This is a genomic window from Nitrosomonas mobilis (assembly GCF_900103035.1).
In the GTDB taxonomy this organism is placed as follows: domain Bacteria; phylum Pseudomonadota; class Gammaproteobacteria; order Burkholderiales; family Nitrosomonadaceae; genus Nitrosomonas; species Nitrosomonas mobilis.
This window is the reverse complement of sequence record NZ_FMWO01000100.1, coordinates 1-24756: the sequence shown is the minus strand read 5'-3', so window position 1 is coordinate 24756 and position 24756 is coordinate 1. Positions and strand designations below refer to the sequence as shown.

Sequence of the window (24756 nt, the reverse complement as noted above, 5' to 3'; positions counted from 1 at the left end):
TAACGAGCCGGTATATTTTATATGCCGTTTTGTTAACCCTAAAACAAAACAGCCATTTAACAACTAGCAACCTTGGTAGTCATTCTTTGTTGAACTGCCTGCACAATACCATTTTTGTCCAGACCACAATCAGCGAGCATTTGTCCCGGATCGCCTTGATCGATAAAACTATCAGGCAAACCGAGTTGCACCACACTCACGACGATACCGCGGCTGGCAAGATATTCGAGAACTGCACTTCCTGCACCGCCCATGACAGTATTCTCTTCGACCGTCACCAGCAGTTCGTGTTCCGCTGCCAAGGAATCAATCAGAGTGTGGTCCAAGGGTTTAACAAAGCGCATGTTTGCAACCGTGGCATTCAGCACTTCGGCAGCCTCCAGACAAGGTGACAACATGCTGCCAAATGCAAGCAAAGCAATTTGCTGACCTTGGCGACGTATTTCTCCGCGACCAATCGGAATAGCCCGCATTTCCTGCTCGATTTCAACACCAGGACCAGTACCACGCGGATAACGCACTGCACTCGGGGTTTTCATCTGAAAAGCGGTATACAACATCTGCCGACACTCGTTTTCATCCGCAGGGGCCATGACCGTCATATTGGGAATGCAACGCAGATAGGTCAGATCAAAGCTGCCCGCGTGCGTGGGTCCATCAGCCCCAACCAGCCCGGCACGATCAATCGCAAATAACACCGGCAGATTCTGGATGGCAACATCATGAATCAACTGATCATAGGCGCGCTGCAGAAAGGTTGAGTATATTGCAACAACCGGTTTCAATCCTTCGCAGGCAGCACCTGCAGCAAAAGTAACGGCATGCTGCTCGGCAATGCCAACATCGAAATAGCGGTCCGGGAATTCACTTGAAAACCTAACTAATCCGGAACCTTCACGCATGGCAGGGGTAATGCCAATCAGACGCGGATCGCGTGCAGCCATATCGCACAGCCAATCGCCAAAAATCTGGGTGTACGGTAGTTTTTTTGCTGCTGCCTTGGCAACAATACCCTGCGCAGGATCAAATTTCCCCACGCCATGATACAAAATTGGATCTTCCTCAGCCGGTTTGTATCCTTTACCTTTGCGCGTGACGACGTGCAGGAATTGAGGACCTTCCAATTGCTTAATGTTGTTCAGAGTGGCGTAAAGAATATCGAGATCATGCCCGTCAATTGGTCCGATATAGTTAAAACCAAATTCTTCGAACAGCGTGCCTGGTGTAACCATTCCCTTAACATGTTCTTCCGCGCGCTTGGCAAGCTCCAGCATCGAAGGCACCACACCCAGAACCCGCTCTCCTGCACGGCGCGCAGTTGCATAGAATCGGCCCGACATCAACTTGGCCAGATAGTTGTTGAGTGCACCGACTGGTGGCGAAATCGACATATCATTATCATTCAGGACTACCAACATGTTGGTATCCATCACTCCGGCATTATTCAGTGCCTCAAAGGCCATGCCGGCACTCATTGCTCCATCACCGATCACGGCAATGGCCTGACGCTTCAGACCACTAATCTGCGCACCGACTGCCATGCCCAGCGCAGCGCTGATGGAAGTACTCGAATGCGCCGTACCAAAGGTATCGTATTCACTTTCATCACGCCGCGGGAACCCAGCAATTCCACCATGCATACGCAACCGCGCCATTCCGGCACGACGGCCAGTCAATATTTTGTGCGCATAGGTCTGATGACCCACATCCCAGGCCAATCGATCATAGGGCGTATTGAATACATAATGCAGAGCAATCGTCAATTCGACAGTACCAAGATTGGACGACAAATGACCGCCAGTACCGGCAACGGACTCCACTAGGAATTGCCGCAGCTCACTGGCAAGCTGTGGCAATTGACTGCGTTTCAGGGCACGTAACTGTGCAGGTGTTTCGATACCATCAAGTAATGGATACATCAGGATCAGAAAAAAACTTAGTAGAAATGGATGGGATGTAAAAGATACGTGATAACAGTTAGCTGCACTTCAGAACAGCTTTAAAATTCACGCTCAATAATAAAATCGGTCACCTGCCGCAAGCGGGTAGCATCGGCTCCAAGCTTATCCAGAGTTTGGCAGGCATCCTGGTGGATTGATTTTGCCAGTTCACGCGCTTGTTTAACACCCAATATACTAACATACGTCGGTTTATTGTTTTCCGCATCCTTGCCAGCAGTTTTGCCCAGTGTATCCGTCGTAGCCTCCGCATCCAGAATATCATCCACCACCTGAAATACTAGACCAATACATTTTGCAAAATGATCGAGTTGCTTGATCTGAGATGCATTCAATTCATCACCACAATACGCTCCCAGCATGACTGCGGCTCGAATCAACGCACCGGTTTTATGAATATGCATGAATTCCAGTTCCGACAAACTCAATGTCTTCCCGACACTATCCAGATCAATCGCCTGACCGCCGGCCATACCACGCGAACCCGCAGCTATCGCAAGCTGTTCAACCATCTCCAGCTGTTTGCCTGGGTTCTGCGTCAGACCAGGTTGTGCCAATATCTGAAAAGCCAGACTCTGCAGACTATCACCTACCAGTAACGCAGTTGCTTCATCGTAACGGATATGGCAAGTTGGCTTCCCGCGCCGCAGAGTATCATCATCCATACACGGCAGATCATCATGCACCAGAGAATACGCGTGAATTAGCTCAACTGCCACTCCAGTCAATACTACACGCTCCTGATCCGCCCCACTTAGCTCTCCGGCCGCGAGTGCTAACAAAGGGCGTACCCGCTTACCCCCACCCAGTACGACGTAGCGCATCGCCTCATGTAAACGTGCTGGCGCGCAATCTACTGTGGCAAGATGTTTATCCAGACATACTTCAACCAGCGCAAGGCAATCGTTCATCCAGACAGAAAAATCAGCGCTCATTGGCTGTCCGTAACCGTAAAATTTTTAAGCATATCCGCTTCGAATATTTTGATTTGTTGTTGTGAGTTTTCCAGCGTCGTCTGACAATATTGTAACAACTCCATCCCGCGCTTGTAGTTAGAAAGCGATTCCTGCAAATTCATCTGCCCACTCTCCATCGCCACAACAATACCTTCCAGCTCGGCTACGGCGTGCTCAAAGTCCTGCGGCTGCGTTTTCGCTTGAGGAATCGCTTCAGTCTCTGTGGTTTTTTTCTTCATGGCGCTCATGGTGTGAATCGTTTTCTAGGCACCCGGTTTTTCTGGCAAAAGCGTAACCTTTGCAAATTTCCGTTTGCCAACCTGGATTATTACTGTGGCATTAAGCGGGATAACGATGGTCTTATCATTAACCTTGTTCCCGTCCAATCTGACGCCACCCTGTTCTATCATACGCAAAGCCTCACTGGTGCTTGCTGTCAGTCCAGCAAGCTTAAGCAGTTGCGGAATTTGAATGACATCTCCAGTAATATGCAGCGCTTTTTCCGGCAACTCATCGGGTAGTGCTCCTCTGGTAAAACGCGCTTCAAAATCTACCAACGCCTTTTCTGCATCTATCAGGCCATGAAAACGCGTGACGATTTCCAGTGCAAGCTGTACTTTGATATCACGAGGATTACGTCCTTGGTAAACCTCACTGCGCCATTGCTGTATCGTTTCCAGTGATTCGAATGACAACAACTCCAGATATCGCCACATAAGCGTATCGCTGATCGACATCAATTTACCAAATATTTCCGTTGGCGATTCGGTAATACCAATATAATTATTGAGAGACTTGGACATTTTCTGCACGCCATCGAGCCCTTCAAGCAACGGCATGGTCAGGATACATTGTGGAGCCTGTCCATAATGTTTTTGCAGCTCACGCCCCATCAGCAGATTGAATTTCTGGTCGGTCCCACCCAGTTCAAGATCGGCTCTGAGCGCGACGGAATCATATCCCTGAATCAGCGGATAAAGAAACTCATGAATGGCGATGGGCTGATTGTTGCGATAGCGCTTATCGAAATCATCACGTTCGAGCATGCGCGCCACGGTATGGGTAGCGGCAAGCTTGATGAGATCAACCGCATTGAATTGATCCATCCAGGTTGAATTGAACACAACCTCCGTTTGTTCTCGCCTGAGTATTTTAAATACTTGTGTAGTATAGGACTCAGCATTGATGGCAACCTGTTCACGGTTTAAGGGCGGTCTCGTAGTATTTTTACCGCTAGGATCTCCAATCATGCCGGTAAAATCGCCGATCAGAAATAGAACATGGTGACCCATATCCTGCAACAATCTAAGCTTATTCAGCAAGACCGTATGACCCAAATGTAAATCTGGCGCGGTAGGATCAAATCCTGCCTTGACTCTAAGTGGTACAGATTTATGCAGCTTCTCCACCAACTCCTGTTCGATCAGCAATTCATGGCAGCCACGCTTGATGACTTGTATAGCTTGCTTCACGGATAGTTCAGGCACGGTAACTGGATAAAAATGTGGACGTCGTCATATTATTTATGCGGTTACATGTTAGACTTAAGGTTGAATTCAGGTTATTTGTTAATAAATGAGGAGAAGTATTGTTAATGTATTATCAACCTTACCTGCCCCCCAAAAAAACGAATATATTATCGCAGAAACGCACCCGCTGGCTAACCCTTCTGCTTAGCCTTCCTCTATTTGGCATGGTCACCGCCTTTGGCATCATGCCAGATGCATCCTTTCAGGAAATTTCCAACGAACGGGTTGTGCGCCCGCTGGCTTTGCCGGAGAACCTGGCAATTTCTGACCCTGATATGACTTTCTGGCATCAGGAAAGTATTCGCCGGGGCGATACCATTCATGCGATTCTTGATCGGTTGAATGTCAACCAACAGGACAAATTGAATGTTCTCGATACCTCACGTACCAGCGAAGCTTTGCACAGACTCAAGCCAGGCGAGATCGTACATGCCGAAATCCGTCCAGACGGAGAACTATTGTTGCTACGCTATTTTTACGGCAATGGAAAACAACTGCAGGTAGAAAAAGTAGATGGTGTTTTTGAATTAAAAGAACAATCAAGCCAAAATGATAATACCACACTGCAAATCTCATCGGGCGTGATCACCCACTCTCTGTTTGCTGCTGTCAATGAAGCCGGACTCCCGAGCGAAATTGCATTGCAAATGATCGATATTTTTACCAGCAACATCGATTTTCACCGTGGCGTCCATAAGGGTGACCGTTTTACCGTCATCTACGAATCCCATCAGGATGACAGTGGACAAACTCAACCCGGACGCATTCTTGCTGTGGAATTCAGCAACAAAGGCAAGCCACACCGGGCTGTATATTTTAAAGCTGAAGGTCAAGGTGACTATTACACCCCTTCAGGTGATAATCTCCGCAAACCTTTTCTCATGGCACCGCTCAAATTTTCACGGATCAGCTCAGGCTTCACCAATAAACGCTATCATCCGATTCTCAAGAAATGGCGTGCGCATAGAGGAATTGACTACGCTGCTCCGGCAGGCACAGAAATCATGGCAACGGCCGATGGACGTGTCAAATATCAAGGCTGGCAAAAAGGATATGGTAATTTGATTGTTTTGCAGCATGCTGGACCATACAGCTCCGCTTATGGTCATCTATCCAGATTTACCAGCCATCTGAAACCGGGTCAACGTGTCAGGCAAGGCGATATCATTGGTTATGTCGGCGCGACCGGCATGGCGACCGGCCCGCATCTTCACTATGAACTGCGGGTGAATGGAGTCCAACAGGATCCGACCAAGATCGTCATGCCGGCTGCCGCCGCCATTAATAAAAAATACCGCACCGCTTTTCAAAAACAAAGCAGAGAACTGCTCGCCAGACTCGAACTGCTGCGCAACACCGAAATGGCCGCCTTACAGTAAAGTCGCTTGAGCAGCTCATATTATATTGGGCTGATGTCAGGCACCAGTCTGGATGGTATCGATGCCGCACTGACTGATTTTTCCCGATCACCAATGCTGATTGGTACTGCTTTTACCGCGTTTGACAACACACGGCGGGCGGATCTGCTGGCGTTGAATGCACCCGGTGAAAATGAACTGCATCGGGCTGCTGTACTTGCCAATCAGCTTACCTGCTCCTATGCGGAAATTGTTAATCAACTGCTCACACAGACGGAGATAGTACCATCCCAGATTCTCGGAATCGGCTGTCATGGGCAGACGGTCAGGCATTGTCCACAGGATGGGTACAGTATTCAACTCGTCAACTCCTCCCTACTGGCAGAATTGACCGGCATCACGGTCATTAGCGATTTCCGAAATCGTGATATCGCTGCCGGTGGACAAGGCGCACCGCTGGTGCCGGCTTTCCATCAAGCAGTTTTCTCCCATCCACACACTCATCGCCTGATCATTAATATCGGCGGGATCGCCAACATCACCAGCCTGCCGCCAAAAAGCGATGTTACCGGTTTCGATTGCGGGCCAGGCAATATGCTGATGGATGCCTGGTGCCACCAGCACACCGGCGTGGCTTATGATCACAATGGCAATTGGGCAAAATCCGGCAATATCATTCCTCACTTGCTCGAAAAACTGCTGACTTCACCGTATATCACACAAACGCCTCCCAAAAGTACCGGACGCGAGTTATTCCATCTTGATTGGCTCGCCACCCTCCTTTCCGGAAGCGAACGTCCGGAGGATGTTCAGGCAACTCTGCTCAGTTTTACGGTTGAGGCGATGAAGCATGCGATCATGACTTGGTATCCTTGCGCAGAAGAACTCTATCTGTGCGGCGGTGGTGCGCATAACACCGCACTGATCATGATGCTGCGCGAAACCATACCCCACCACAAAATTGAACTGACCGATGCACTAGGTATTCCCATCGACTGGGTGGAAGCCTGTGCTTTTGCGTGGCTTGCCCAACGAACAATCGAAGGTTTGCCAGGTAATCTGCCCGCTGTTACCGGAGCAAGTGGTGCCAGAATACTAGGTACAATCCATCACGCCTGATCCCTGCCGGTACCGGATATTTTTCCCGACAACGCAAGAATCATTTTCCATCGAGTCGCATCTTTGCCTTTGTCAGCTTGTCGTAGATCCATTCAATTTCGGCACGGAATTTTGCCTGCTCATAATTGGCGATATCGGCAGTCAGGGTATTATCCGCATTGGGCTTCCTCAACCAGGCAGGAATGATATTTCTGCGCAAGCACCTGCCACTCATTGATCGCTATAACTGTGGTTGTATTCATCCACACTGGGACGCCCGATTGCCGGCACAGACGGCTTACTTAGTACCACATCCTGGCGGCAACCGACTGCCATTACCAAGATTACCAGCGTAACGAATCAGTCATAAAAGTCTTCAGCGAATACTGGGTACAGCAGGCGCATTGTTTCGGTTGATGACGCGCCGTACTACAATCGATGTGTGAATGGATGAGAGGACGAGATTATCCCTTCACACATTTTTACACCGAGAACGAGGAACCACAGCCACAGGTGGATGCCGCAGAGGGATTTTTGATGACAAATTGTGCTCCCTGCGCATTCTCCTGATAATCGATTTCCGCACCGGTCAGATACTGGAAACTCATCGAATCTACCAATAACTTCACGCCTTGATTCTCCATCACGAGATCATCCTCATTAATGATTTCATCAAACGCAAAGCCATACTGAAAGCCAGAACAGCCACCACCACTGACAAATACACGCAAATTTAAGGCCAGATTGTTTTCTTCGTCAATCAGTTCCTTAACCTTGCTAGCCGCACCATCTGTAAAAATCAGCGAATACTGTGCTCCACTCGTTACTTCAAGATTTGTTGATATTTGATTCATTTTATCCTCACCTTGATCAGAATTAACTTCCATTACGCAAGCCATTTACCCTGTTTCACTCTCGCTCTGTACGCCCTGCTTCAAACTCGCTTCTATAAATATATCTAGGTCACCATCCAGCACCGCTTGAGTATTACCCACTTCAATATTGGTTCGCAAATCTTTGATTCGCGACTGGTCCAGCACATAAGAGCGAATCTGGTGACCCCAGGCAATATCAGTTTTAGAGTCTTCCACGGTCTGCTTAGTTTCATTACGCTTTCTCAACTCTGCTTCATACAGGCGGGACTTGAGCATGTCCATCGCATCAGCCCGATTACGATGCTGCGATCGCCCGCTCTGGCACTGCACTACGATGCCCGATGGCGCATGCGTAATTCTGACGGCTGAATCAGTTTTGTTGATATGCTGCCCTCCAGCTCCTGAAGCCCGGAAGGTATCTACCCGCAAATCTGCCGGGTTGATATCAATTTCGATACTGTCGTCGACTTCTGGGTAGACAAAAACGCTGGCAAAGGATGTATGGCGCCGATTACCAGAATCAAACGGTGACTTGCGCACCAACCGATGAACCCCGGTTTCCGTTCGCAGGTATCCATAAGCATATTCTCCGCTGATTTTGATGGTTGCACTTTTGATGCCAGCAACCTCACCCGGTGATTCTTCGAGTACGTCCACCACAAAATTCCGTCGCTCACAATAGCGTAAATACATGCGCTCCAGCATCGCTGCCCAGTCCTGCGCCTCGGTTCCGCCAGAACCCGACTGGATATCCAGGAAGCAGTTATTGGGGTCCATTGGATCGGAAAACATGCGGCGAAATTCCATTGCGGCCAGACTGGCCTCCAGCGAGGCAACATCCTTGGCAATACTCTGGATGGTTGCTTCATCTTCCTCTTCCTGCGCAATTTTTAGCAGTTCTTGCGCATCCCGCAGCTGGCTGTCTGCAGATTGAAAGGTATACACGATGGTTTCCAGCGATTTTTTCTCACGGCCGATTTCCTGCGCGCGCGCGGGTTCGTTCCAAATCAATGGATCTTCAACCAGCCTTTCCAGCTCAGTCAATCGTATCTGTTTGACCTCGAAGTCAAAGATACCCCCGTAAGATATTGCTTCTTTGCTTGAGGTCCTGCAGCTGCAATTTCAACGCATTTATTTTTTCTGTTTCCATACTTATTTGATCATTCCATTAGTGTGTTTGCTTGCATAGGGTAATCCTGTTAACGAATACTCAACCGAAAAATATCAATGTTCTTCCAGTGGCGTCAGGTTGGCGTAAGCCATTGAGAGCCATTTAGCACCCAGCAGACTGAAGTGCACCTGAACCCGCAAATCCTCGCCACGGCCTTCGCAATTAATGATGGTACCGTGACCAAATTTCTGGTGTGAAACTCGCTGGCCAATTTGCAGCCCGGAAGTATGTACATGCAAAGCCGAAGATGATTGACTGGCATTTCTTTTTTTGACGGATGCCATTGAACCCAAGCCCTTTGCATACTCGTTTGGCAACCCGGAAGCATCAGATTCTCTATCCGAACATAATTTTTTAAGCAAATTTTCCGGAATCTCTGACACAAAACGCGAAGGAATGTTTCTGTGTATCTGACCATGTAACATGCGGCTTTGTGCATAAGTGAGATACAAACGTTGCCGAGCGCGTGTGATCGCCACGTACATCAGGCGCCGCTCTTCTTCCAACCCATCCACTTCCTTGCGGCTGTTTTCGTGCGGAAACAACCCTTCTTCCAAGCCACAGACAAATACCGCAGAAAATTCCAGCCCTTTGGCAGCATGAACTGTCATCAACTGTACTGCATCCTGCTGTTCACCCGCCTGATGCTCGCCACCTTCCAGCGAGGCATGCGCCAGAAAAGCCGTCAGACTATCATCCTCTGATTCATGTACAAAACTGGTAGCGGCATTGATCAGCTCCCTTAGATTCTCCAGTCGTTCACTACCTTCACGTTCAGCTTGATAATGAGCATTTAATCCGCTTAGTTGTTCAACCAGCGATACTATCTCTGGTAATGGCAATGATGCACAAGCTTCACGCATGGCTAAAATCAAGTTGACAAATCCACTCATCCCTCTACCGGGTGTCCGACCTTTGCCACGAGCAGCACCAACACTTGCTTCATGTTGCTGGTATGCCACCTGCCATAGACTGATATTGGCCGCACCAGCCTGATCCTGTAGTTGCTCCAATGTACGCGCGCCAATACCGCGTGTCGGAAAATTGACAATGCGCATGAAGGCATAATCGTCATCCGGGCTGACGATCATCCGCAAATACGCAAGCATATGTCTGACTTCCTGACGATCAAAAAACCGCATACCCCCATAAACGCGATACGAAACTCCCGCATTGAACAGTTGATGCTCAAGCATTCGGGATTGCGCATTGGAACGATAAAGCAGGGCGATATCCAATAGCGCCAATCCCCCGGCATGCAAGGCTTTTATTTCATCAACAATAAATACAGCCTCATCGCGATCCGTAAACGCATGATAAGTCCGGACCAGCTCTCCCTCCCCTGCATCCGTCCACAGATTTTTGCCCAGACGTTCTGCATTATGTTGAATAACTGCATTCGCAGCATCCAGGATATTACCTTGCGAACGGTAATTCTGCTCCAGTTTGATGACTTTAGATATGACAAACTCTCTTTCCAGGGCCTGCATATTACCTGGATACGCACCCCGAAACGCATAGATGCTTTGATCGTCATCACCGACCGCAAAAATGGCGTTATGTTCTCCTGATCCATTACCAGACAACAGTTTCAGCCATTGATACTGCAATCGATTGGTATCCTGGAACTCGTCAACCAGAATATGACTGAAGCGATCACGATAATGGTCGCGCAATATCTGGCTACGCGTCAGCAACTCATAGCAGCGTAACAATAATTCCGCAAAATCAACCAAGCCATCACGCAAGCAGGTTGTTTCGTAAAGTTGATAGCAATCAGCCAGTTTGCGTTCCTGATTATCTTTCGGTACAACCTGACTTACGCGTAGCCCCTCTTCTTTGGCATTATTGATGAACCACTGTATCAGCCTGGGTGGATATGTTTTCTCATCCAGCGAATGCGCCTTGAGCAATCGCTTGATGACCGCCTGCTGATCAGTCATATCCAGAATCTGGAACCCCTGTGGTAACCCTGCTTCCTGATAATGTGAACGCAGCATACGGTTACAGAGGCCGTGAAACGTGCCCACCCACATGTTCTGTGGATTGACGGTCAACATTGCGGATATGCGTGCAATCATCTCACGCGCAGCTTTATTGGTAAACGTTACTGCCAGAATGTTGTGCGGATGCGCAAAACCTGACTGCAACAGATAAGCAATACGAGTGGTCAATACCCGTGTTTTACCGCTGCCAGCACCTGCCAGCACCAGTGCGGACTGATGTGGCCAGGTAACTGCTTCAAGCTGTTCGGGATTCAACCCGGAAAGAATGGAACTCATAAATGCGGGCGGATTAAGTATAAATATGCTTACTGCCTGCTGGATAACAGAAAACTGAACTGATTATTGCTTACTCTTCGCGACGATATCGAGAATCAATGGTGTCAGAATCAGCTCAATTGCCATGCCCATCTTGCCACCCGGCACCACAATGGTATTCGGACGAGATACGAACGAATCCTTAATCATATTCAACAAATAGGGAAAATCCACTCCGCGATGATTTTGGAAGCGAATTACCACCATGCTCTCATCAAGCGAAGGAATATCGCGAGCGATAAATGGATTAGAAGTGTCCACCGTCGGAACCCGCTGAAAATTAACGTGCGTACGTGAGAATTGCGGCGTAATGTAGTGCACGTAATCATGCATGCGCCTCAAAATAGTATGGGTTACGGCTTCGGCAGAATAACCTCTGGCTTCAGTATCACGATAAATTTTTTGTATCCATTCAAGGTTAACAATGGGTACGACGCCAACTAATAAATCTACATATTTAGCAACGTCGGCAGTTTCACTTTTCACTCCCCCATGTAGTCCTTCGTAAAACAATAGATCCGTTCCCGGGGTAATCAACTGCCATGGCGTAAATGTGCCTGGTTTTTGGTTATAGGGTGCAGCTTCTTCCTCATTATGAAGATAGAGACGCCGCTCACCTGATCCTGTTTCACCATACTCTTTGAAAAGGGTTTCCAGCTTTTCAAATTCATTGGCTTCCGGGCCAAAATGACTGATGGGCCGCCCACCTGATTTTTCAGAGTCCGCAACTGCCAGTTTCATCGCCTCACGGTCATAGCGGTGAAAACTATCTCCCTCAACGACAGCAGCATTCAGATGCTCACGACGAAAAATATGCTCAAAACTTGATTTGACAGTAGATGTGCCTGCACCAGATGATCCGGTTACCGCGATGACTGGATATTTTTTTGACATAAACGATTCTCCCTTGGAATATTAGTAAATAACTTCAAATACCGACAACGCAGATAATGATAAATCGAAGGCCGAATGATACTGGCTTTTGATATTTTCTTGGCAGAAAATAGATAACCAGTTGTAGTTATAGAATATTTAAATCCCTGGAATTACTTCATACATCGCGGGACCTTACCTGCCGCATTGGCCTGCTGCTGAATTTGTCGCGCAGCTGGTAAGCGAGCCTGTAAATCCTGAATACGGGTACCATGTGATGGATGGGTAGAAAGAAATTCGACCGGTCGCGGGCCTTGGCTGGCTTGTGACATTTTCTGCCAGAGCACGACACTTTCGGCAGGATCAAATCCCGCTTTGGCCATTAAATCCAGACCAATACGATCCGCTTCACTCTCGTGCAACCTACTGAAAGGCATGATCACGCCATACTGCGCACCTACACCCAGCAATCCAATAGCAGTTTTCCCCAAAGCAGTTTGTGGCGCAGCAATCGCCTGTGCCAGTGAAATTCCCATTTGTGTACCAATCTGCTGTGACATTCGCTCGTTACTATGCCTGGCCAATACATGTCCCACTTCATGACCGATAACCGTGGCTAGTTGATCTTGATTATCTACCAAACTGACCAATCCAGTATGCACGCCAATTTTTCCACCTGGCAAAGCAAAAGCATTTAAAGAGTCATCCTCAAAAACGACAAACTCCCATTGGCCGCCAACTTCACGCGTAATTGCCTCAACGATACACCTGACAAACTGGTTACTCGCAACATTGGAGCTGGTTCGCGTATCGCGTTTCATCGTTTCAAATGCCTGCAAACCCATGCTGTTTAACTCAGCATCAGGCATGAAGATCAATTGCGATCTGCCCGTGGGAGATGTGGCGCAACCGCCTAGCAATAAAATTAAAAATAATATTAGCAATTTTTTCATACTATTCTTACTCGAGAATTCACTACTATTTTTATCAAGGGATCTTTAAAAACCCACATACTTCGTCACAATACTGCGTTGCTTATAAAAATGTTTCCTCACATATAAATTACATGCCAAGTCAATTTTTTATTCGTGCTTGGTCTCGCTTGGAACGCTGGGTTTTAAGAGGCACTCATCAATATTTCCCCAAAGGCATCCGCAAAATATTCACCAATCGGCTGCAAAACTGTGGATTGCGCCACTGTGGCAACCCAATCACCACCTGGTCATGTCCAGCTTGCGGCTGATCACGATAAGTAGCAAACAATCTATCCCAAACCACCAGATTAAAACCAAAATTGCGGTTCATTTCGGTCGGAAGAGTTGAATGATGGACACAGTGCATATCTGGCGTAACAATAATATATCTTAAGAAGTAGTCTAGTTTACGCGGCAGGTATATGTTGCCATGATTAAACATCGCCATAGCATTCAAAATAATTTCAAACACTAAAACGCCCATCACTGGCGCACCGATCAACACAATGACGGCAAATTTGAACAGCATCGAAAACAATATTTCAAGAGGATGGAAACGCAAACCAGTCGTCACATCCAGATCAAGATCAGCATGATGGGCGCGATGTAGTCGCCAAAGCGGAGCAAAAGCATGTAGTGCAACGTGTTGCCCATAAACAGCCAGATCGAGCAAAACAATACTCATAATAATCGCAAGCCATGCTGGCCATACTAACTGATTAAATAAGCCCCATTGATTGCAGGCGGCATAGGCAGCGACCCCGGTTGCCGTCACCGGCAGCAATATTTTCAACAGGATGCTATTAATGAATGTTAATGTGAGATTATTCTGCCAACGCAACCATTTAGCTACCGTCAGCTTTCTCCTGGGAGCATATACTTCCCAATATGCCATGCCGATCAAAACAGTCAAAAATAAACCAACTCGAAGGTAGTTTTCCTGTTCAACCAGCATAAATCAAGACAAACTGATTATTGGAGCGCTCCCAATTGCAATGCAAGCTTGCGAGAGTATTCAGCATCTTCTTCAGTTACATGCTGATTTATCCAACCAGACAGGTTGGCACGCACCATTTCGCCAAGCGCCTGAATCCATTCAGGATGTTCATTCAGACTGGGAATGTAATGAAAATCTTCTCCACCAGCAGTAATAAAAATTGCTTTACCCTCTATTGCAATTTCTTCCAGCGTTTCCAGGCAATCAGACACAAAACCTGGACAGACCACATCAACACGTTTGAGCTTTTGCTTACCCAATTCTTCCAATATTTCGGAAGTATAAGGGCTAAGCCATTTTGCAAAGCCAAAACGTGACTGAAAGCAAACCTGGTATTGGCCGCTGGATAACGACAGTGCTTCAGCCAACAATCTGCCGGTTTTATGGCATTCACAATGGTAAGGGTCACCCGCATCCAGGGTTTTACGCGGCACACCATGAAAACTCATCACCAGTTTATCTGGGCGCCCATGCTCAGCCCAGTAATCTTCTATATTCTTCGCCAATGCCGCAATATAACCTGCATCATCATGAAAATGCTTAATTGTACGCAAAGCCGGTATATTACGCATCTTGCCGAGCTCGCAAAAAACGCTTTCCAATGCGCAACCGCTACTGCTGGCTGCGTATTGAGGGAACAATGGCAGTACCAGAATACGATCGCAACCACGCTCCTTCATGCGCCACAGCTTATCTTTGATTGAAGGCGTACCAATGCTCATTGCATACTCTACTATCAGTGGATATTGGGTTTGTTCTTGCAGAAAACTGGCTAACAAAGCAGTTTGACGCTCTGTATGCACCTTTAGTGGTGAGCCTTCTGGCATCCATATTTGTTCATATTTCCTGGCTGATTTGGCGGGACGTGTATTGAGGATAATGCCGTTGAGGATAAACCACCAGAACCAGCGTGGCAGCTCAATAATACGCGACTCACTTAAAAATTGCTTCAGGTAAGGTCGCAGAGCCTTGGCGGTAGGTGCATCAGGTGTACCAAGATTAATGAGCAACACACCTACTCTGCTGGAAACCCCATGTTGATAAGCTGGTTCAGGTAGCATTATTCAGACTTTGAATCAAAAAATAAAAAAGTGAGTTAATGCTGAGACAAGCTACTCGACAATAACTTTGCAGTAATATCAACAACTGGTATTACCTGTTCGTAAGCCATACGACGCGGACCAATTACACCAACCGTGCCAACAATCTCGCCTTCAATTTCGTAAGGCGCCATCACAACGCTGATTTCTTCCTGTATTGTCGAATCAGACTCCCCGCCGATAAAGATTTTTACACCCTGTGCCCGGCGACTTAATTCCATCAACTGCAGTAACTTGGATTTACGTTCAAACAATTCAAACAGCTTTTTTAGACTAGATAGATTTTCTGATAAATCGCTCACATCAAAAAGTTTATGCTCCCCAGTAATTACCACGGCTTCGTTATCTGGCTGCAAAGTCTCACAACCAACATCAATAGCAGCATTCATCAGATGAGAAATATCCTGTCGAATTTGCGTTAGCTCTCCTTGCAGTCGCGCACGAATTTCCTCAAGGGTACAACCGGCATAATGCTGATTCAGAAAATTACCAGCTTCTATCAGATCGGATTGATTATAAATCGTTTCCGTAAAAATGATACGATTTTGCACATCACCATCAGGTGTAACCAAAATCAGCAGGATACGTTTCTCGGTTAGAGCCATAAACTCGATGTAGCGAAACACTGCCCCCCCAGACCTTCTCGGCGCCATCACCACGCCAACAAACTGGGTAAGTTCCGATAACAAGTTGGAGGCAACATTGACCAAGCGAGCCGGATTGGCCGGATGCATCCTATTCTCAAGCATTGTCATCTGCAAATTGTTGAGAGATTTAACTACCAGTAGACTGTCTACAAAAAAACGGTAGCCAAGCGCGGTCGGCGTTCGTCCCGCAGAGATATGTGGACTGGTGACATAACCCATTTCTTCAAGGTCTGTCATAACATTACGAACTGTAGCGGGACTTAAATCTAAGCCCGAGAATTTCGCAAGGGCTCGCGAACCCAAGGGCTGTCCTTCATGGATGTATCGTTCAACCAGTGTTTTAAGGAGAATTTTAGCGCGATCATTAAGCATGATCGTATTCTAATAAGTTAGTAAAATCGGCTGACAAGAGCTATATGAAATCTTGCATCGATTTAAAAGCGAATAATAATTGAAGGCAATAAAAAACAAAAATAATTCCACGTAAATCATCTCAATAGCTGCTCAAAAAAAGCTTACCGATATATTGATTTTCAATCTGCAGCAGCATTCCTTATTCACACCAAGTCTTTTTGAAAGCTAGACAACTGAAGATATTCACATAAAAAGCCAAGGAACTTTGGTTTCCTGGCTTTTTCATAAAAATACTTTGTAGTAATGTGTGAATTTATTCAATTTCAAGATCATCATCATGTCGATGGTTTTCATCTTCATCGTGATGATGATGGTGGTGGTGATCACCCGCATTACTATTCTCATCGCTGGTCACTTTGGGCGCCAGTGGTGTAAAGCGTGCGCCTTGTGCCTCATAACCTTCCAGTACCACGAAAACTGATACTGCTGATTCTGGGGTTAATTCAAATTTACCTTGTCCTTTCATCATGTTGCTGAGAAACGGAGTTAGATTGACAGATACTTTTTCTCCATTCTCACTAAAAATATTAGCTTTTCCAGATCCACCTTTGGTCGAAATTTCTTTATCCATGTGATCAGTAACATAAAGTTGCAACTCACCATCTTTTGCTACTAATTCAAGATGAAAAGGGCCAGCCATGCGCAGCTGCCCTCCGTGAGGTGCTTCAATCGTATCCAGGTACTCGTCACTATGCGCCCAGACGAAACCGGATAGAGCTATGCTCAAAAAGAATAAAAGCAAAGCTGTTACGTCACTTAATATTTTTTTCATTATTTTCACCTCTTTCTTATAAGCAGTACAAAGGATGTCGCAAATAAATTAGTATATCGACCAATCAGTGCACGTGATCGCTAGGAGGAGGTAATATCTCACCCTCCTGGTTAAGCCGAGCAAGTTCCTTAGCTAGTAAATTTGAATCATCCCAGCCAGCACTATCAATTGACGGAATCCATCTTGCGCGTAAATATCCAAAACGGTCAATTAGAAACTCCATATGATCAGGTATGACCCCCTCACCCATAATGTCTGGATGGGTAAGTGTTCTTCTGAAAAGGATGTAACTATTCTTGATTTCATACCAACCATCTAACACTACTGGAAAAGGAAGCTCCGCAGCAACATCTTCCAAAATGCTTTTGCTGAACTCATCCATCGGAATTGCCAGAATTTCCGTATTAAGCATTCTGAGCCTGTCAGTCATTTCGGCTAATTCTTTCAATCTAACAGAAGAATCAGGCCAGCTGAATAAAACTAACATCACATTACTGCGTTGTCGATAGTCTTTCAGAATACCTGTCTTACCATCAACCGTCGTAAATTGAAACATAGGAGGGCCTATGGATGGCCTACCAGGCACTATAGAAGAATTTAGCAGCCTGGCCTGGTAACCTCTTGACATGGCATGCAAGTAATTAACCGTATCCCAACGATCTTCTTCTGATAGATTAGCAGCGAAACTAGGCATACCGGTCTCTGCTATTCCATAAGTTAGCCAGTGAAAAAAATCGCCGGCAGTGTGCCTAGCAGTATGCGCTTCTGTCAGTAAATCCGCTGGTGGTGGGGAAAATGTTTTAGCCAAAACACCATTTCCCGCTCCTTGAGGACCATGGCAACTGGTACAATTTTCGGCAAAAAAGGTACTTCCATTAGAAATTGAAATTGTATCAAATGGAACTGGCGTGCTCTGATAAGTTTCCGGATAAGCCTTAACGGCGAACTGAGGCAGAATAATCAATAACGCGGTAATTATTAGGGTCGCTGACACTGCATATCTTTTTCTAACTTGCCAGTTATTTTTAATCCCTAACCAGATCGAGGCTATTCCTATGGCTAATACCGCCATGCCACTCCAGAAATAACTTTGAACAACCGGGTTTTCCCATGTTGCGTCTATAGAAAATCTAAATGGGTACGGCCAGTATTCCACCATCTCATGCTTAGCAGGCACCGTATTAGACAACATCGTGGCAAACAAGACCAGAAACAATGCCAGGATAAACTCTATTCGAATCCATTTCTGCAGTTTTGCTACTCCTACAGCTGCATCGCTTGAGCCATTATCTGGCTTCTTATTCTGAGCATTATCTGAGAACAGCCGCTGGAAGTGATTCAAACCCGACGTTGATTCAGCATTATGTGGCATATCGACTTTAACCAGCTTCTCAAATAAGGGCAGCCATCTAGATCGGGCCTGATAAGCAATCATCAAGATAATCACCAATAGTGCAATTTTGGTATTTAGCAGCCATCCATATGCACTTGACACCAAAGCATGGTAATCCTCCTCAATCATCCGATCAGCAATAATAATGCCTGTTAACACAACCGCCAGCATCACTGGTAATGCCAGCCCAGAAAACCGCCTCAGACTGCTTATATTCAAGCCAAGAATATCGTTTTGACTATCTATTGACCGCTTATCAAAAATGATCAGTAAAAATGCTGGCAGCGCACCCAGCCAAATACCCGCCAGCAGAATATGTATTGCGTAGAGTGAAACATAAGTGAAATAGTCTTCTTCTGCAGCAGAGTGACTAACAAGCGCGCCCGCGATCAGCGGAAAAGCTGCTGCCACAGCACATGAATAGTAATGCCAGCATTTTCTCGGATTTTTTTGAAGTAAAAATACAATCAGTGCAAATAAAATGGAGGCAAACACAGCGCGCGCCACCCACATATGCCCCATTTTGGTTTGGACAATAACGCCCAGCCACGCACTTGGTGACAAAACATTCGCATCTACGCCTGTAGCCTCTGCTGTTGTTATCGCCAGTATTCCCACAAGGCCAGCCAAGATCAACCCTGCCAGCCATGGAAAAACACGCTCTAAACGCCTGACCCAGGGGCTTTCATACAGCGCGGCAGACCGCCCCGCATAAGCAAGAAAAAAACAACTCCCTAACAATACCAAATTAGCAACGAGTTGCGTCCAGCGCGCAGTTGCCGCAAAAAAATCAAGCACTCTCGCGTCTCTCCATTAATTTGATTTCTTCTTTATTCCAAATATATAATCCGAATCTACCACATGACCATCTATGGACAACACACGAAATTTAACGGTGTATTTACCCGGAGAAAGTTCCGGCAGTTCCAAATAATTTGATCTTGGATCATCAAGATGAATCAATGGTTTTTTCTCGGTTACGGCTTTTATTTTGATTTCTTTTTTATTCCAAACATGTAATCCGAATCTACCACATGACCATCTACGGACAACACACGAAATTTAACAGTGTATTTCCCCGGAGAAAGTTCCGGCAGTTCCAAATAAATTGATTTTGGGTCATCAGGATGGATCAATGGTTTTTTCTCAGTTACAGATTTTTTTTCTGCATTCAAAACAGTCATAGATGCGTACTCGGCTTCAATTTCCTCATTAAACCAAAGACGTATTTGTTTGGGGGGTACTGAAAGCGCTGCGCGACGCGCAGGTTCAGCCTTGACAAGTGATGCGTGAGCGAAAACATTATCAGAGCAGGTGGTAAATATTACCAATAACAAGCTAAACAGCAACGTATTTAATAAACGAGTTGATAGCAAACCCTTACTCGAAAATAGTCCATATGCATTCTTTAACATCATTAACTGATTCATTTTCATACTTGATCCATCCTATAAAATATTCAACAAACTGAGCCAATCAAGCTGCCTGCTGATTACTATCCTTGGACTTATTTTTTCTCAGAAAGAAGAATCCGGCTGCGGCCACAACTACCAGTAACCCAAGTATCATCGGCAAATTAGAATTGCCACCAGTTCCAACTGCGAATGGAAAGCGTGACACATACTCGGTGTCATCATGACGAACTGTTACTAATCCAACAAAACTTCCTTCTGACGGAAAGTTGTGCTCGAATGTAACCGATCCATTCGGATAAATTTTTGGCTCTAAGCGGAATATTGTAATTTCATCCAGATTCTCTTCCGACCCTGTGTCACGAATAATGCGCACTTCGGTAGACATTGGCCGCAAATCCTCGTCTATGTAATCCAGTGCAACAATCGTACGACCAACGTTTGGAATATCTTCACAAAACTCTTGCTCTTGAGAACTCTCTGGCTGGTATCCGGTAAAGTGCATAGTGTAAGGACCGACTGTCAGTTTACACATATCTTCTGCTAAAGACAGTCCGCCATGCGCATGTACCTGCATAGAGCAAGTCACTCCGATCAATATTGTTACCAACCATTGAAATTTACTTTTTATCCAGATTCCCGTCATTATCAATTTCCCCTTGTTCAAATTTTACAATTGTATATCTAATCACGCATGATAAACATGGATTTTCATCTATTATCTATTTTTACGGGTACGGAACCATTTGCTGATTCGTCCGGACTGTACCAGTTTAAAGATAAGCCAGGACAACACTAATAGTACTATCGCCGGCCCAACCGCCTGACGCGCCATTTTTGCGTAATCCACCATCTCCACTCGTAACTGGTAGTGGTAATTCAAAGGTGGCACTCCTTCTGCAGTTACCAACAATGAATATAACCCCTGATCCAGTCTTTCCAAACCGTTAATCACACCATTTGGATAATAATCCGCATTCACTTGGGCAATCGTCTCACCTTCCGGAGTCGCTCCGCGATAAACTTTCAGGCTAACCGGCATATTTCTTAGTGCCGGATCAATCAGATCTATCACCAGATACGTCTCCCCCGCGATCGGTATTTCTGTGCAATATTGTCCCGTCTGATCATGCTGCGGTTGATACGCACTCAGATGCACCATATTTTCACCAATTTGACGAACACAGACGTCTTCTTCCAATGGTACCGCTCCATGTGCCTGTACATTACTTGCGCTAACAGCACCAATCAGTCCACAACACACTAAAACTGTTTGTATTGATCGCCTCACCATGGTCAACCCTCCCCAAACTTTTAATTTATTTATGGCGAATCTCTCTCAATCTGTTTGATCGCCACACCCATACTTAACTGCCATTTCATGGATACAACAGTACCTTTGACAGATTTTAGGGTATTTCGTTCTTTGTTTTTTTAATAAAAAAACCGGTACACCTCCTGCCTAACGACAGCGATGTACCGGTTTGTGGCAATTAACTTAACTCTAGTGTTGCTTAGAGTTTGGTGAAGACCGGAATTACAGGACCAGCAATACTGGTGATATGCCGATTTCCTTCTTCATCCCAAGCCATCAACAGTCCACCAAATCGGCTTTCCGGGTCACCCAACAGTGCCATCAGGCGCTGAATTTCCCATAGTGCATCTTTGGCTTCCATTTTCATTTCTCTGGTTTCACCTGGCTGAATCGGTGTTTCGTCATCAAATGACAATCCAATCGCCGTTAATTCACGTGGATAATTTGGATCCAGTGTTTTACGTCCAACAGAGTTAATAAAACGGATACCTGCTGTGGTGAATTCACCGAACTCAATCGCGCTATCGCCGTTGTTGGTTACTTCCATTGAAACGCGCAACGCACGACCTGGTACGTCATAGTTGGCATCCGTTATAGTAATGGCAACCGGATTAGGCGCTACCGGTAATGGCGCAACCTTGGATTCGCCCGCTTGAATCGGCACAGTGTAGGGGTGTTTGTTTTCCGTGTAGCGATAACCACCCCATACCAAACCTAGCGTCACCACGACCATCACCCATGCAATCTTGGTATCCACCGGATCACGCAACAGGTCATCACCATATGCCAGCAATACCCGGCTACGCGGGAGGAACATAGGACGAATAGTAAATACACCAATCCAGAAAACACCCAATGATATCCATAATACGTGCCAGAAGAGGCCGTTGGTATGGTTGAATGTTTCCGAATCAATGGTTTCACCCGTCAGCAATTTGAGTGGATTGGTAAAATCATCCCAACTTCCCGTGATGTTCATCCATGCACCTGGTCCAGCAATTGGGCCCGCTCCTTCTACATTCAACATGGAATGGACATGATGGCGACCAGGAATACGTGCTCTCAGATTAACTTCGAACTCATAGTCACGTCCAATTTGCAACGGTCCAGAAATGAACCATGGGTGCCCATTAAGTTTGGTGCTAAGCCGAACAAAAACTGGACTCGGGCTACCTACGTTCAGAAATGCACGCTCCGGTTTGGAAGCAGCCCGTGGCCAGTCTGCAGCCAAATGAAATTTACCTTCTATTCTCGCATGCTCATTTACCTTGACGGTTTCCGGACTCCATTTGACATCGTACCATTGCACCGTACGCATCCTCAGGAATGGCTCTTGTGAACGCTCACCATGTGCCGCTACTGTTGAGACGTCGAGTGCCACAGTCATGGTCAGTGCAGCTACCGCATAGGCCGCACCGTAAAGCCCCATTACGCTATGCTTGTATAGTTTTTTGATATTCATTATTTGATCCTCTCTGGAAAGCCTTCTTCACCAAATGCAGTCACGTCTTCTCTATGTACAATACGACCTCTTTTACCTTTGACATAGAAGAAAGCTGTGCAATAGACTTTACCCAGATACCACCACACCAAAAATACCAGCATAGAGACAAACGATGCAAAAAATGCCGCAATTACTGTGGTATGACCACCAAAGGTACGTAATGACCCTTTCTCAATCAAGCGAGTGTATTCTGGCGTACCTGTGCGAATGTACAGGTGACCCATATAATCGGCCATCGACAATAAGTGCCCTTCTACTACAATCGGCAAGTGCGTAGGTCCAAATATTGTCCAGTTGCCCGGATAGAACAATAAACCAAAAAATGCACCACCAAGTAGCGCCGTAATCAAGAAATTACGTGTCAAATACAAGGTCAGATCCAGCATCAACGCACCTGGTAGCATGATGCCCGGTGTGACAAAGTTGATTGGGTAATGTGACCACCAGTAAAAACCCCAATAGCGAGTCAGCCATTCACCAAGCAACAGGCATATTACACAGAGAGTCGCGCCAAAAGGCTGACGGTAATTCACCCACAGGTAATACATGATGGCCGAACAGTAGGTAATACCCACAATAGGGGTTAATACCGGCCACCATTGACGATCCTTCCAATCCAGCCAAAAATCCCAGTCGCCTGCCAACAGCATGAAATGCATGTGGTAGGTTCCAACCAACAGTACAATCAGAATCGGGAAATACACCGCATCAATCAGCCGCGACATGTGAATCGCTTCCGGCGGCATTTTAGCCGCTTTCAGTATTTCATTCGTTCTGAACACACCAGTCAACAAACCTTCGCCTTTGGTAAGCAACGTCAGCACCATCAATAGCGGTACGATATATATCAGAGCCAGCAAAAACTCATTCATAAACCCCTCCCTTCTTTAGCTTGTAATATTAAGTGTAGCAACATGACGATCCCTCTATCTATATCAATAAAGTACCACTCCCGTGTCCAGCTGGCCTCAATCCCTTGAAACCAGCTGGTCATTTTTTCCTCATACTTTTCCTGGTACCGTGACATCAATCACCCTACCACAGCACAGAAATTTACCAGATTAGGGTACGATCCGGTTGTTGAGGATTTCTTTGCTTTGGTTATTCCAGATAACATCGGTCAAATTGGAATAACGGGTGATAATCTGTGCTGCAATACCACCCTGGAACAAACCAGCCCAACCCAGAATCACGAAGCCCCAGTGCAATGGTGCACTAAACAGTTCTTCCATGAACCAGAAAGCATGGCCCCATTCATTCAAACCAACATTAGGCAGAATCATCAGTGGCCCTGCAATCGCCATCACCAGCGGGAACGATATCCCACGGCTATACAGCGGCAGACGGGTCATTGCATACAGATATGAAGCAATACCACAGACGATGTACATTGGGAATGAACCATAAAATACCACTACATGGCTAGGGGTAAAGCTCGTATCACGAATAATCACTTGATGCCAGGAAGCATCTTGCTCCGTGAAGAAACTACCACCCCAGTACACCCCAAAAATGTACACGCCAATCCACATCAACCAGTAAAAATAACGTTTGATTTCCAGTTTCGGATCAAGGTTATCCAACTGCTCTTTGGTATCGCGCGTTTTCAGAATCCAACCCCAGGTTACCAGGGCAAACAGCGGCATAATGGTCATGTGTACACGCCACAACCCCATCCAGATACGATCAAACTCAGGTTCCATCGAGTCCATGCCGTGCGAATACGCAAAAGTACGCTGATACCATACCCAGAATATCGCTACCGACAGCATGGTGATCATGCCAAATTTGTACCACTTGGAGTCATACCACAACGTCATATCGTAGCCTCTTTCCGAGGTTGACGCTGCGCTGCTCGTTCCCATTGTAGTTGCCATCTCCAGTTCCTCCTATCTAACAACATTTTTGTTAAAAATCGTGATGACCTTGTTACATTTCATCACCTTTCACCACAAAAACCACAATTTTCATGCGGTCTTTGCTCTGTTTGTGACCTTTTGTTTCTGCTTTTGTTCCGGCAAAGTTACATCTTTCACGCCAGATACACCTGAAAGCGTAGTCACCTTCTCATCCTTAGTCAAGTTTTTTT

Annotated in this window: 24 protein-coding genes; 2 read left to right on the top strand and 22 right to left on the bottom strand. The window is 46.2% G+C overall.

Going from position 1 to position 24756, the window contains the following annotated elements:
- Window positions 1-56 precede the first annotated feature (56 nt).
- The 4 genes from dxs to tyrS all read right to left on the bottom strand — a co-directional run bounded on the left by dxs (window position 57) and on the right by tyrS (window position 4401).
- Window positions 57-1919 (bottom strand): 1-deoxy-D-xylulose-5-phosphate synthase, encoded by a 1863-nt coding sequence (gene dxs, locus NSMM_RS13940; protein WP_090288377.1) that lies wholly within the window; start codon window positions 1917-1919, stop codon window positions 57-59.
- Between the two features lie 80 nt (window positions 1920-1999).
- Window positions 2000-2893, bottom strand: a complete 894-nt coding sequence (locus tag NSMM_RS13935) for a polyprenyl synthetase family protein (protein WP_090288374.1) — start codon at window positions 2891-2893, stop codon at window positions 2000-2002.
- A complete protein-coding gene (locus NSMM_RS13930) occupies window positions 2890-3162 on the bottom strand; it encodes an exodeoxyribonuclease VII small subunit (protein ID WP_425412388.1) in 273 nt (90 codons plus the stop codon). The genes NSMM_RS13935 and NSMM_RS13930 overlap by 4 nt, the downstream gene beginning before the upstream one ends.
- 15 nt (window positions 3163-3177) lie before the next feature.
- A complete protein-coding gene (gene tyrS / locus NSMM_RS13925) occupies window positions 3178-4401 on the bottom strand; it encodes a tyrosine--tRNA ligase (protein ID WP_090288371.1) in 1224 nt (407 codons plus the stop codon).
- A gap of 107 nt (window positions 4402-4508) precedes the next feature.
- Between tyrS and NSMM_RS13920 the strand changes: the two genes are divergently transcribed.
- Together NSMM_RS13920 and NSMM_RS13915 are read left to right on the top strand one after the other, a co-directional pair.
- Window positions 4509-5822, top strand: a complete 1314-nt coding sequence (locus NSMM_RS13920; protein ID WP_090288370.1) for a M23 family metallopeptidase — start codon at window positions 4509-4511, stop codon at window positions 5820-5822.
- A gap of 6 nt (window positions 5823-5828) precedes the next feature.
- Window positions 5829-6920 (top strand): anhydro-N-acetylmuramic acid kinase, encoded by a 1092-nt coding sequence (locus NSMM_RS13915; protein ID WP_090288368.1) that lies wholly within the window; start codon window positions 5829-5831, stop codon window positions 6918-6920.
- Window positions 6921-6960: 40 nt separating this feature from the next.
- On the opposite strand, the gene NSMM_RS15820 is transcribed toward NSMM_RS13915, so the two are convergent.
- From NSMM_RS15820 to NSMM_RS13830, 18 genes are all read right to left on the bottom strand, one after another.
- Window positions 6961-7119: a hypothetical protein gene (locus NSMM_RS15820; RefSeq protein WP_176753987.1), complete on the bottom strand. Its 159-nt coding sequence runs from the start codon at window positions 7117-7119 to the stop codon at window positions 6961-6963.
- Between the two features lie 262 nt (window positions 7120-7381).
- Window positions 7382-7753 carry an iron-sulfur cluster insertion protein ErpA gene (gene erpA, locus NSMM_RS13910; protein ID WP_090288399.1) on the bottom strand — a complete coding sequence of 124 codons (372 nt, stop codon included), beginning with the start codon at window positions 7751-7753 and terminating at the stop codon, window positions 7382-7384.
- 45 nt (window positions 7754-7798) lie between these two features.
- Window positions 7799-8924 (bottom strand): peptide chain release factor 2 gene (gene prfB, locus NSMM_RS13905; protein WP_143001959.1). Its coding sequence is split into 2 segments (ribosomal slippage): window positions 7799-8842 and window positions 8844-8924, totalling 1125 coding nucleotides; the frame shifts between segments, so codons are not numbered across the junction.
- Window positions 8925-8998: 74 nt separating this feature from the next.
- Complete coding sequence (locus NSMM_RS13900) at window positions 8999-11227, bottom strand: UvrD-helicase domain-containing protein (protein ID WP_090288364.1); 2229 nt, start codon at window positions 11225-11227, stop codon at window positions 8999-9001.
- 63 nt (window positions 11228-11290) lie between these two features.
- Entirely contained in the window at window positions 11291-12160 is an 870-nt protein-coding gene (locus tag NSMM_RS13895) for a phosphoribulokinase (protein WP_090288362.1), read from the bottom strand.
- A gap of 152 nt (window positions 12161-12312) precedes the next feature.
- Window positions 12313-13092: a M48 family metallopeptidase gene (locus NSMM_RS13890; RefSeq protein ID WP_090288360.1), complete on the bottom strand. Its 780-nt coding sequence runs from the start codon at window positions 13090-13092 to the stop codon at window positions 12313-12315.
- Between the two features lie 178 nt (window positions 13093-13270).
- On the bottom strand, window positions 13271-14008 hold the full coding sequence (locus NSMM_RS13885; RefSeq protein ID WP_245654823.1) for a sterol desaturase family protein: 738 nt from the start codon (window positions 14006-14008) through the stop codon (window positions 13271-13273).
- Between the two features lie 77 nt (window positions 14009-14085).
- The gene (hemH, locus tag NSMM_RS13880) at window positions 14086-15171 is read right to left on the bottom strand and encodes a ferrochelatase (RefSeq protein WP_090288356.1); all 1086 of its coding nucleotides are present in this window, start codon (window positions 15169-15171) and stop codon (window positions 14086-14088) included.
- Between the two features lie 35 nt (window positions 15172-15206).
- Window positions 15207-16229: a heat-inducible transcriptional repressor HrcA gene (hrcA, locus tag NSMM_RS13875; RefSeq protein ID WP_090288354.1), complete on the bottom strand. Its 1023-nt coding sequence runs from the start codon at window positions 16227-16229 to the stop codon at window positions 15207-15209.
- A gap of 295 nt (window positions 16230-16524) precedes the next feature.
- The gene (locus NSMM_RS13870; RefSeq protein WP_176753986.1) at window positions 16525-17043 is read right to left on the bottom strand and encodes a hypothetical protein; all 519 of its coding nucleotides are present in this window, start codon (window positions 17041-17043) and stop codon (window positions 16525-16527) included.
- Between the two features lie 64 nt (window positions 17044-17107).
- Window positions 17108-19234 (bottom strand): CopD family protein, encoded by a 2127-nt coding sequence (locus NSMM_RS13865; RefSeq protein WP_090288352.1) that lies wholly within the window; start codon window positions 19232-19234, stop codon window positions 17108-17110.
- A 15-nt stretch (window positions 19235-19249) separates the two neighbouring features.
- Window positions 19250-19399: a copper resistance protein CopC gene (locus NSMM_RS16655; RefSeq protein ID WP_425412387.1), complete on the bottom strand. Its 150-nt coding sequence runs from the start codon at window positions 19397-19399 to the stop codon at window positions 19250-19252.
- A gap of 23 nt (window positions 19400-19422) precedes the next feature.
- Window positions 19423-19872 (bottom strand): copper resistance CopC family protein, encoded by a 450-nt coding sequence (locus NSMM_RS13855; RefSeq protein ID WP_245654822.1) that lies wholly within the window; start codon window positions 19870-19872, stop codon window positions 19423-19425.
- A 40-nt stretch (window positions 19873-19912) separates the two neighbouring features.
- The gene (locus NSMM_RS13850; RefSeq protein WP_090288349.1) at window positions 19913-20494 is read right to left on the bottom strand and encodes an LPXTG cell wall anchor domain-containing protein; all 582 of its coding nucleotides are present in this window, start codon (window positions 20492-20494) and stop codon (window positions 19913-19915) included.
- Between the two features lie 72 nt (window positions 20495-20566).
- Entirely contained in the window at window positions 20567-21142 is a 576-nt protein-coding gene (locus NSMM_RS13845) for a hypothetical protein (protein WP_176753861.1), read from the bottom strand.
- A gap of 220 nt (window positions 21143-21362) precedes the next feature.
- Complete coding sequence (locus NSMM_RS13840; protein WP_090285232.1) at window positions 21363-22625, bottom strand: methane monooxygenase/ammonia monooxygenase subunit B; 1263 nt, start codon at window positions 22623-22625, stop codon at window positions 21363-21365.
- Window positions 22625-23539: a methane monooxygenase/ammonia monooxygenase subunit A gene (locus tag NSMM_RS13835; protein ID WP_245654688.1), complete on the bottom strand. Its 915-nt coding sequence runs from the start codon at window positions 23537-23539 to the stop codon at window positions 22625-22627. The genes NSMM_RS13840 and NSMM_RS13835 overlap by 1 nt, the downstream gene beginning before the upstream one ends.
- Before the next feature lie 189 nt (window positions 23540-23728).
- Entirely contained in the window at window positions 23729-24544 is an 816-nt protein-coding gene (locus tag NSMM_RS13830; RefSeq protein WP_090285230.1) for a methane monooxygenase/ammonia monooxygenase subunit C, read from the bottom strand.
- Between the last annotated feature and the right edge of the window lie 212 nt (window positions 24545-24756).

Bases quoted from the DNA above. Each gene is read 5' to 3' on its own strand.
- dxs (WP_090288377.1), bottom strand. From the start codon at position 1,919: ATGTATCCATTACTTGATGGTATCGAAACACCTGCACAGTTACGTGCC.
- NSMM_RS13935 (WP_090288374.1), bottom strand. From the start codon at position 2,893: ATGAGCGCTGATTTTTCTGTCTGGATGAACGATTGCCTTGCGCTGGTT.
- NSMM_RS13930 (WP_425412388.1), bottom strand. From the start codon at position 3,162: ATGAGCGCCATGAAGAAAAAAACCACAGAGACTGAAGCGATTCCTCAA.
- NSMM_RS13920 (WP_090288370.1), top strand. From the start codon at position 4,509: ATGTATTATCAACCTTACCTGCCCCCCAAAAAAACGAATATATTATCG.
- erpA (WP_090288399.1), bottom strand. From the start codon at position 7,753: ATGAATCAAATATCAACAAATCTTGAAGTAACGAGTGGAGCACAGTAT.
- NSMM_RS13900 (WP_090288364.1), bottom strand. From the start codon at position 11,227: ATGAGTTCCATTCTTTCCGGGTTGAATCCCGAACAGCTTGAAGCAGTT.
- NSMM_RS13895 (WP_090288362.1), bottom strand. From the start codon at position 12,160: ATGTCAAAAAAATATCCAGTCATCGCGGTAACCGGATCATCTGGTGCA.
- NSMM_RS13890 (WP_090288360.1), bottom strand. From the start codon at position 13,092: ATGAAAAAATTGCTAATATTATTTTTAATTTTATTGCTAGGCGGTTGC.
- NSMM_RS13885 (WP_245654823.1), bottom strand. From the start codon at position 14,008: ATGGCATATTGGGAAGTATATGCTCCCAGGAGAAAGCTGACGGTAGCT.
- hemH (WP_090288356.1), bottom strand. From the start codon at position 15,171: ATGCTACCTGAACCAGCTTATCAACATGGGGTTTCCAGCAGAGTAGGT.
- hrcA (WP_090288354.1), bottom strand. From the start codon at position 16,229: ATGCTTAATGATCGCGCTAAAATTCTCCTTAAAACACTGGTTGAACGA.
- NSMM_RS13870 (WP_176753986.1), bottom strand. From the start codon at position 17,043: ATGAAAAAAATATTAAGTGACGTAACAGCTTTGCTTTTATTCTTTTTG.
- NSMM_RS13855 (WP_245654822.1), bottom strand. From the start codon at position 19,872: ATGAAAATGAATCAGTTAATGATGTTAAAGAATGCATATGGACTATTT.
- NSMM_RS13850 (WP_090288349.1), bottom strand. From the start codon at position 20,494: ATGACGGGAATCTGGATAAAAAGTAAATTTCAATGGTTGGTAACAATA.
- NSMM_RS13845 (WP_176753861.1), bottom strand. From the start codon at position 21,142: ATGGTGAGGCGATCAATACAAACAGTTTTAGTGTGTTGTGGACTGATT.
- NSMM_RS13840 (WP_090285232.1), bottom strand. From the start codon at position 22,625: ATGAATATCAAAAAACTATACAAGCATAGCGTAATGGGGCTTTACGGT.
- NSMM_RS13835 (WP_245654688.1), bottom strand. From the start codon at position 23,539: ATGAATGAGTTTTTGCTGGCTCTGATATATATCGTACCGCTATTGATG.
- NSMM_RS13830 (WP_090285230.1), bottom strand. From the start codon at position 24,544: ATGGCAACTACAATGGGAACGAGCAGCGCAGCGTCAACCTCGGAAAGA.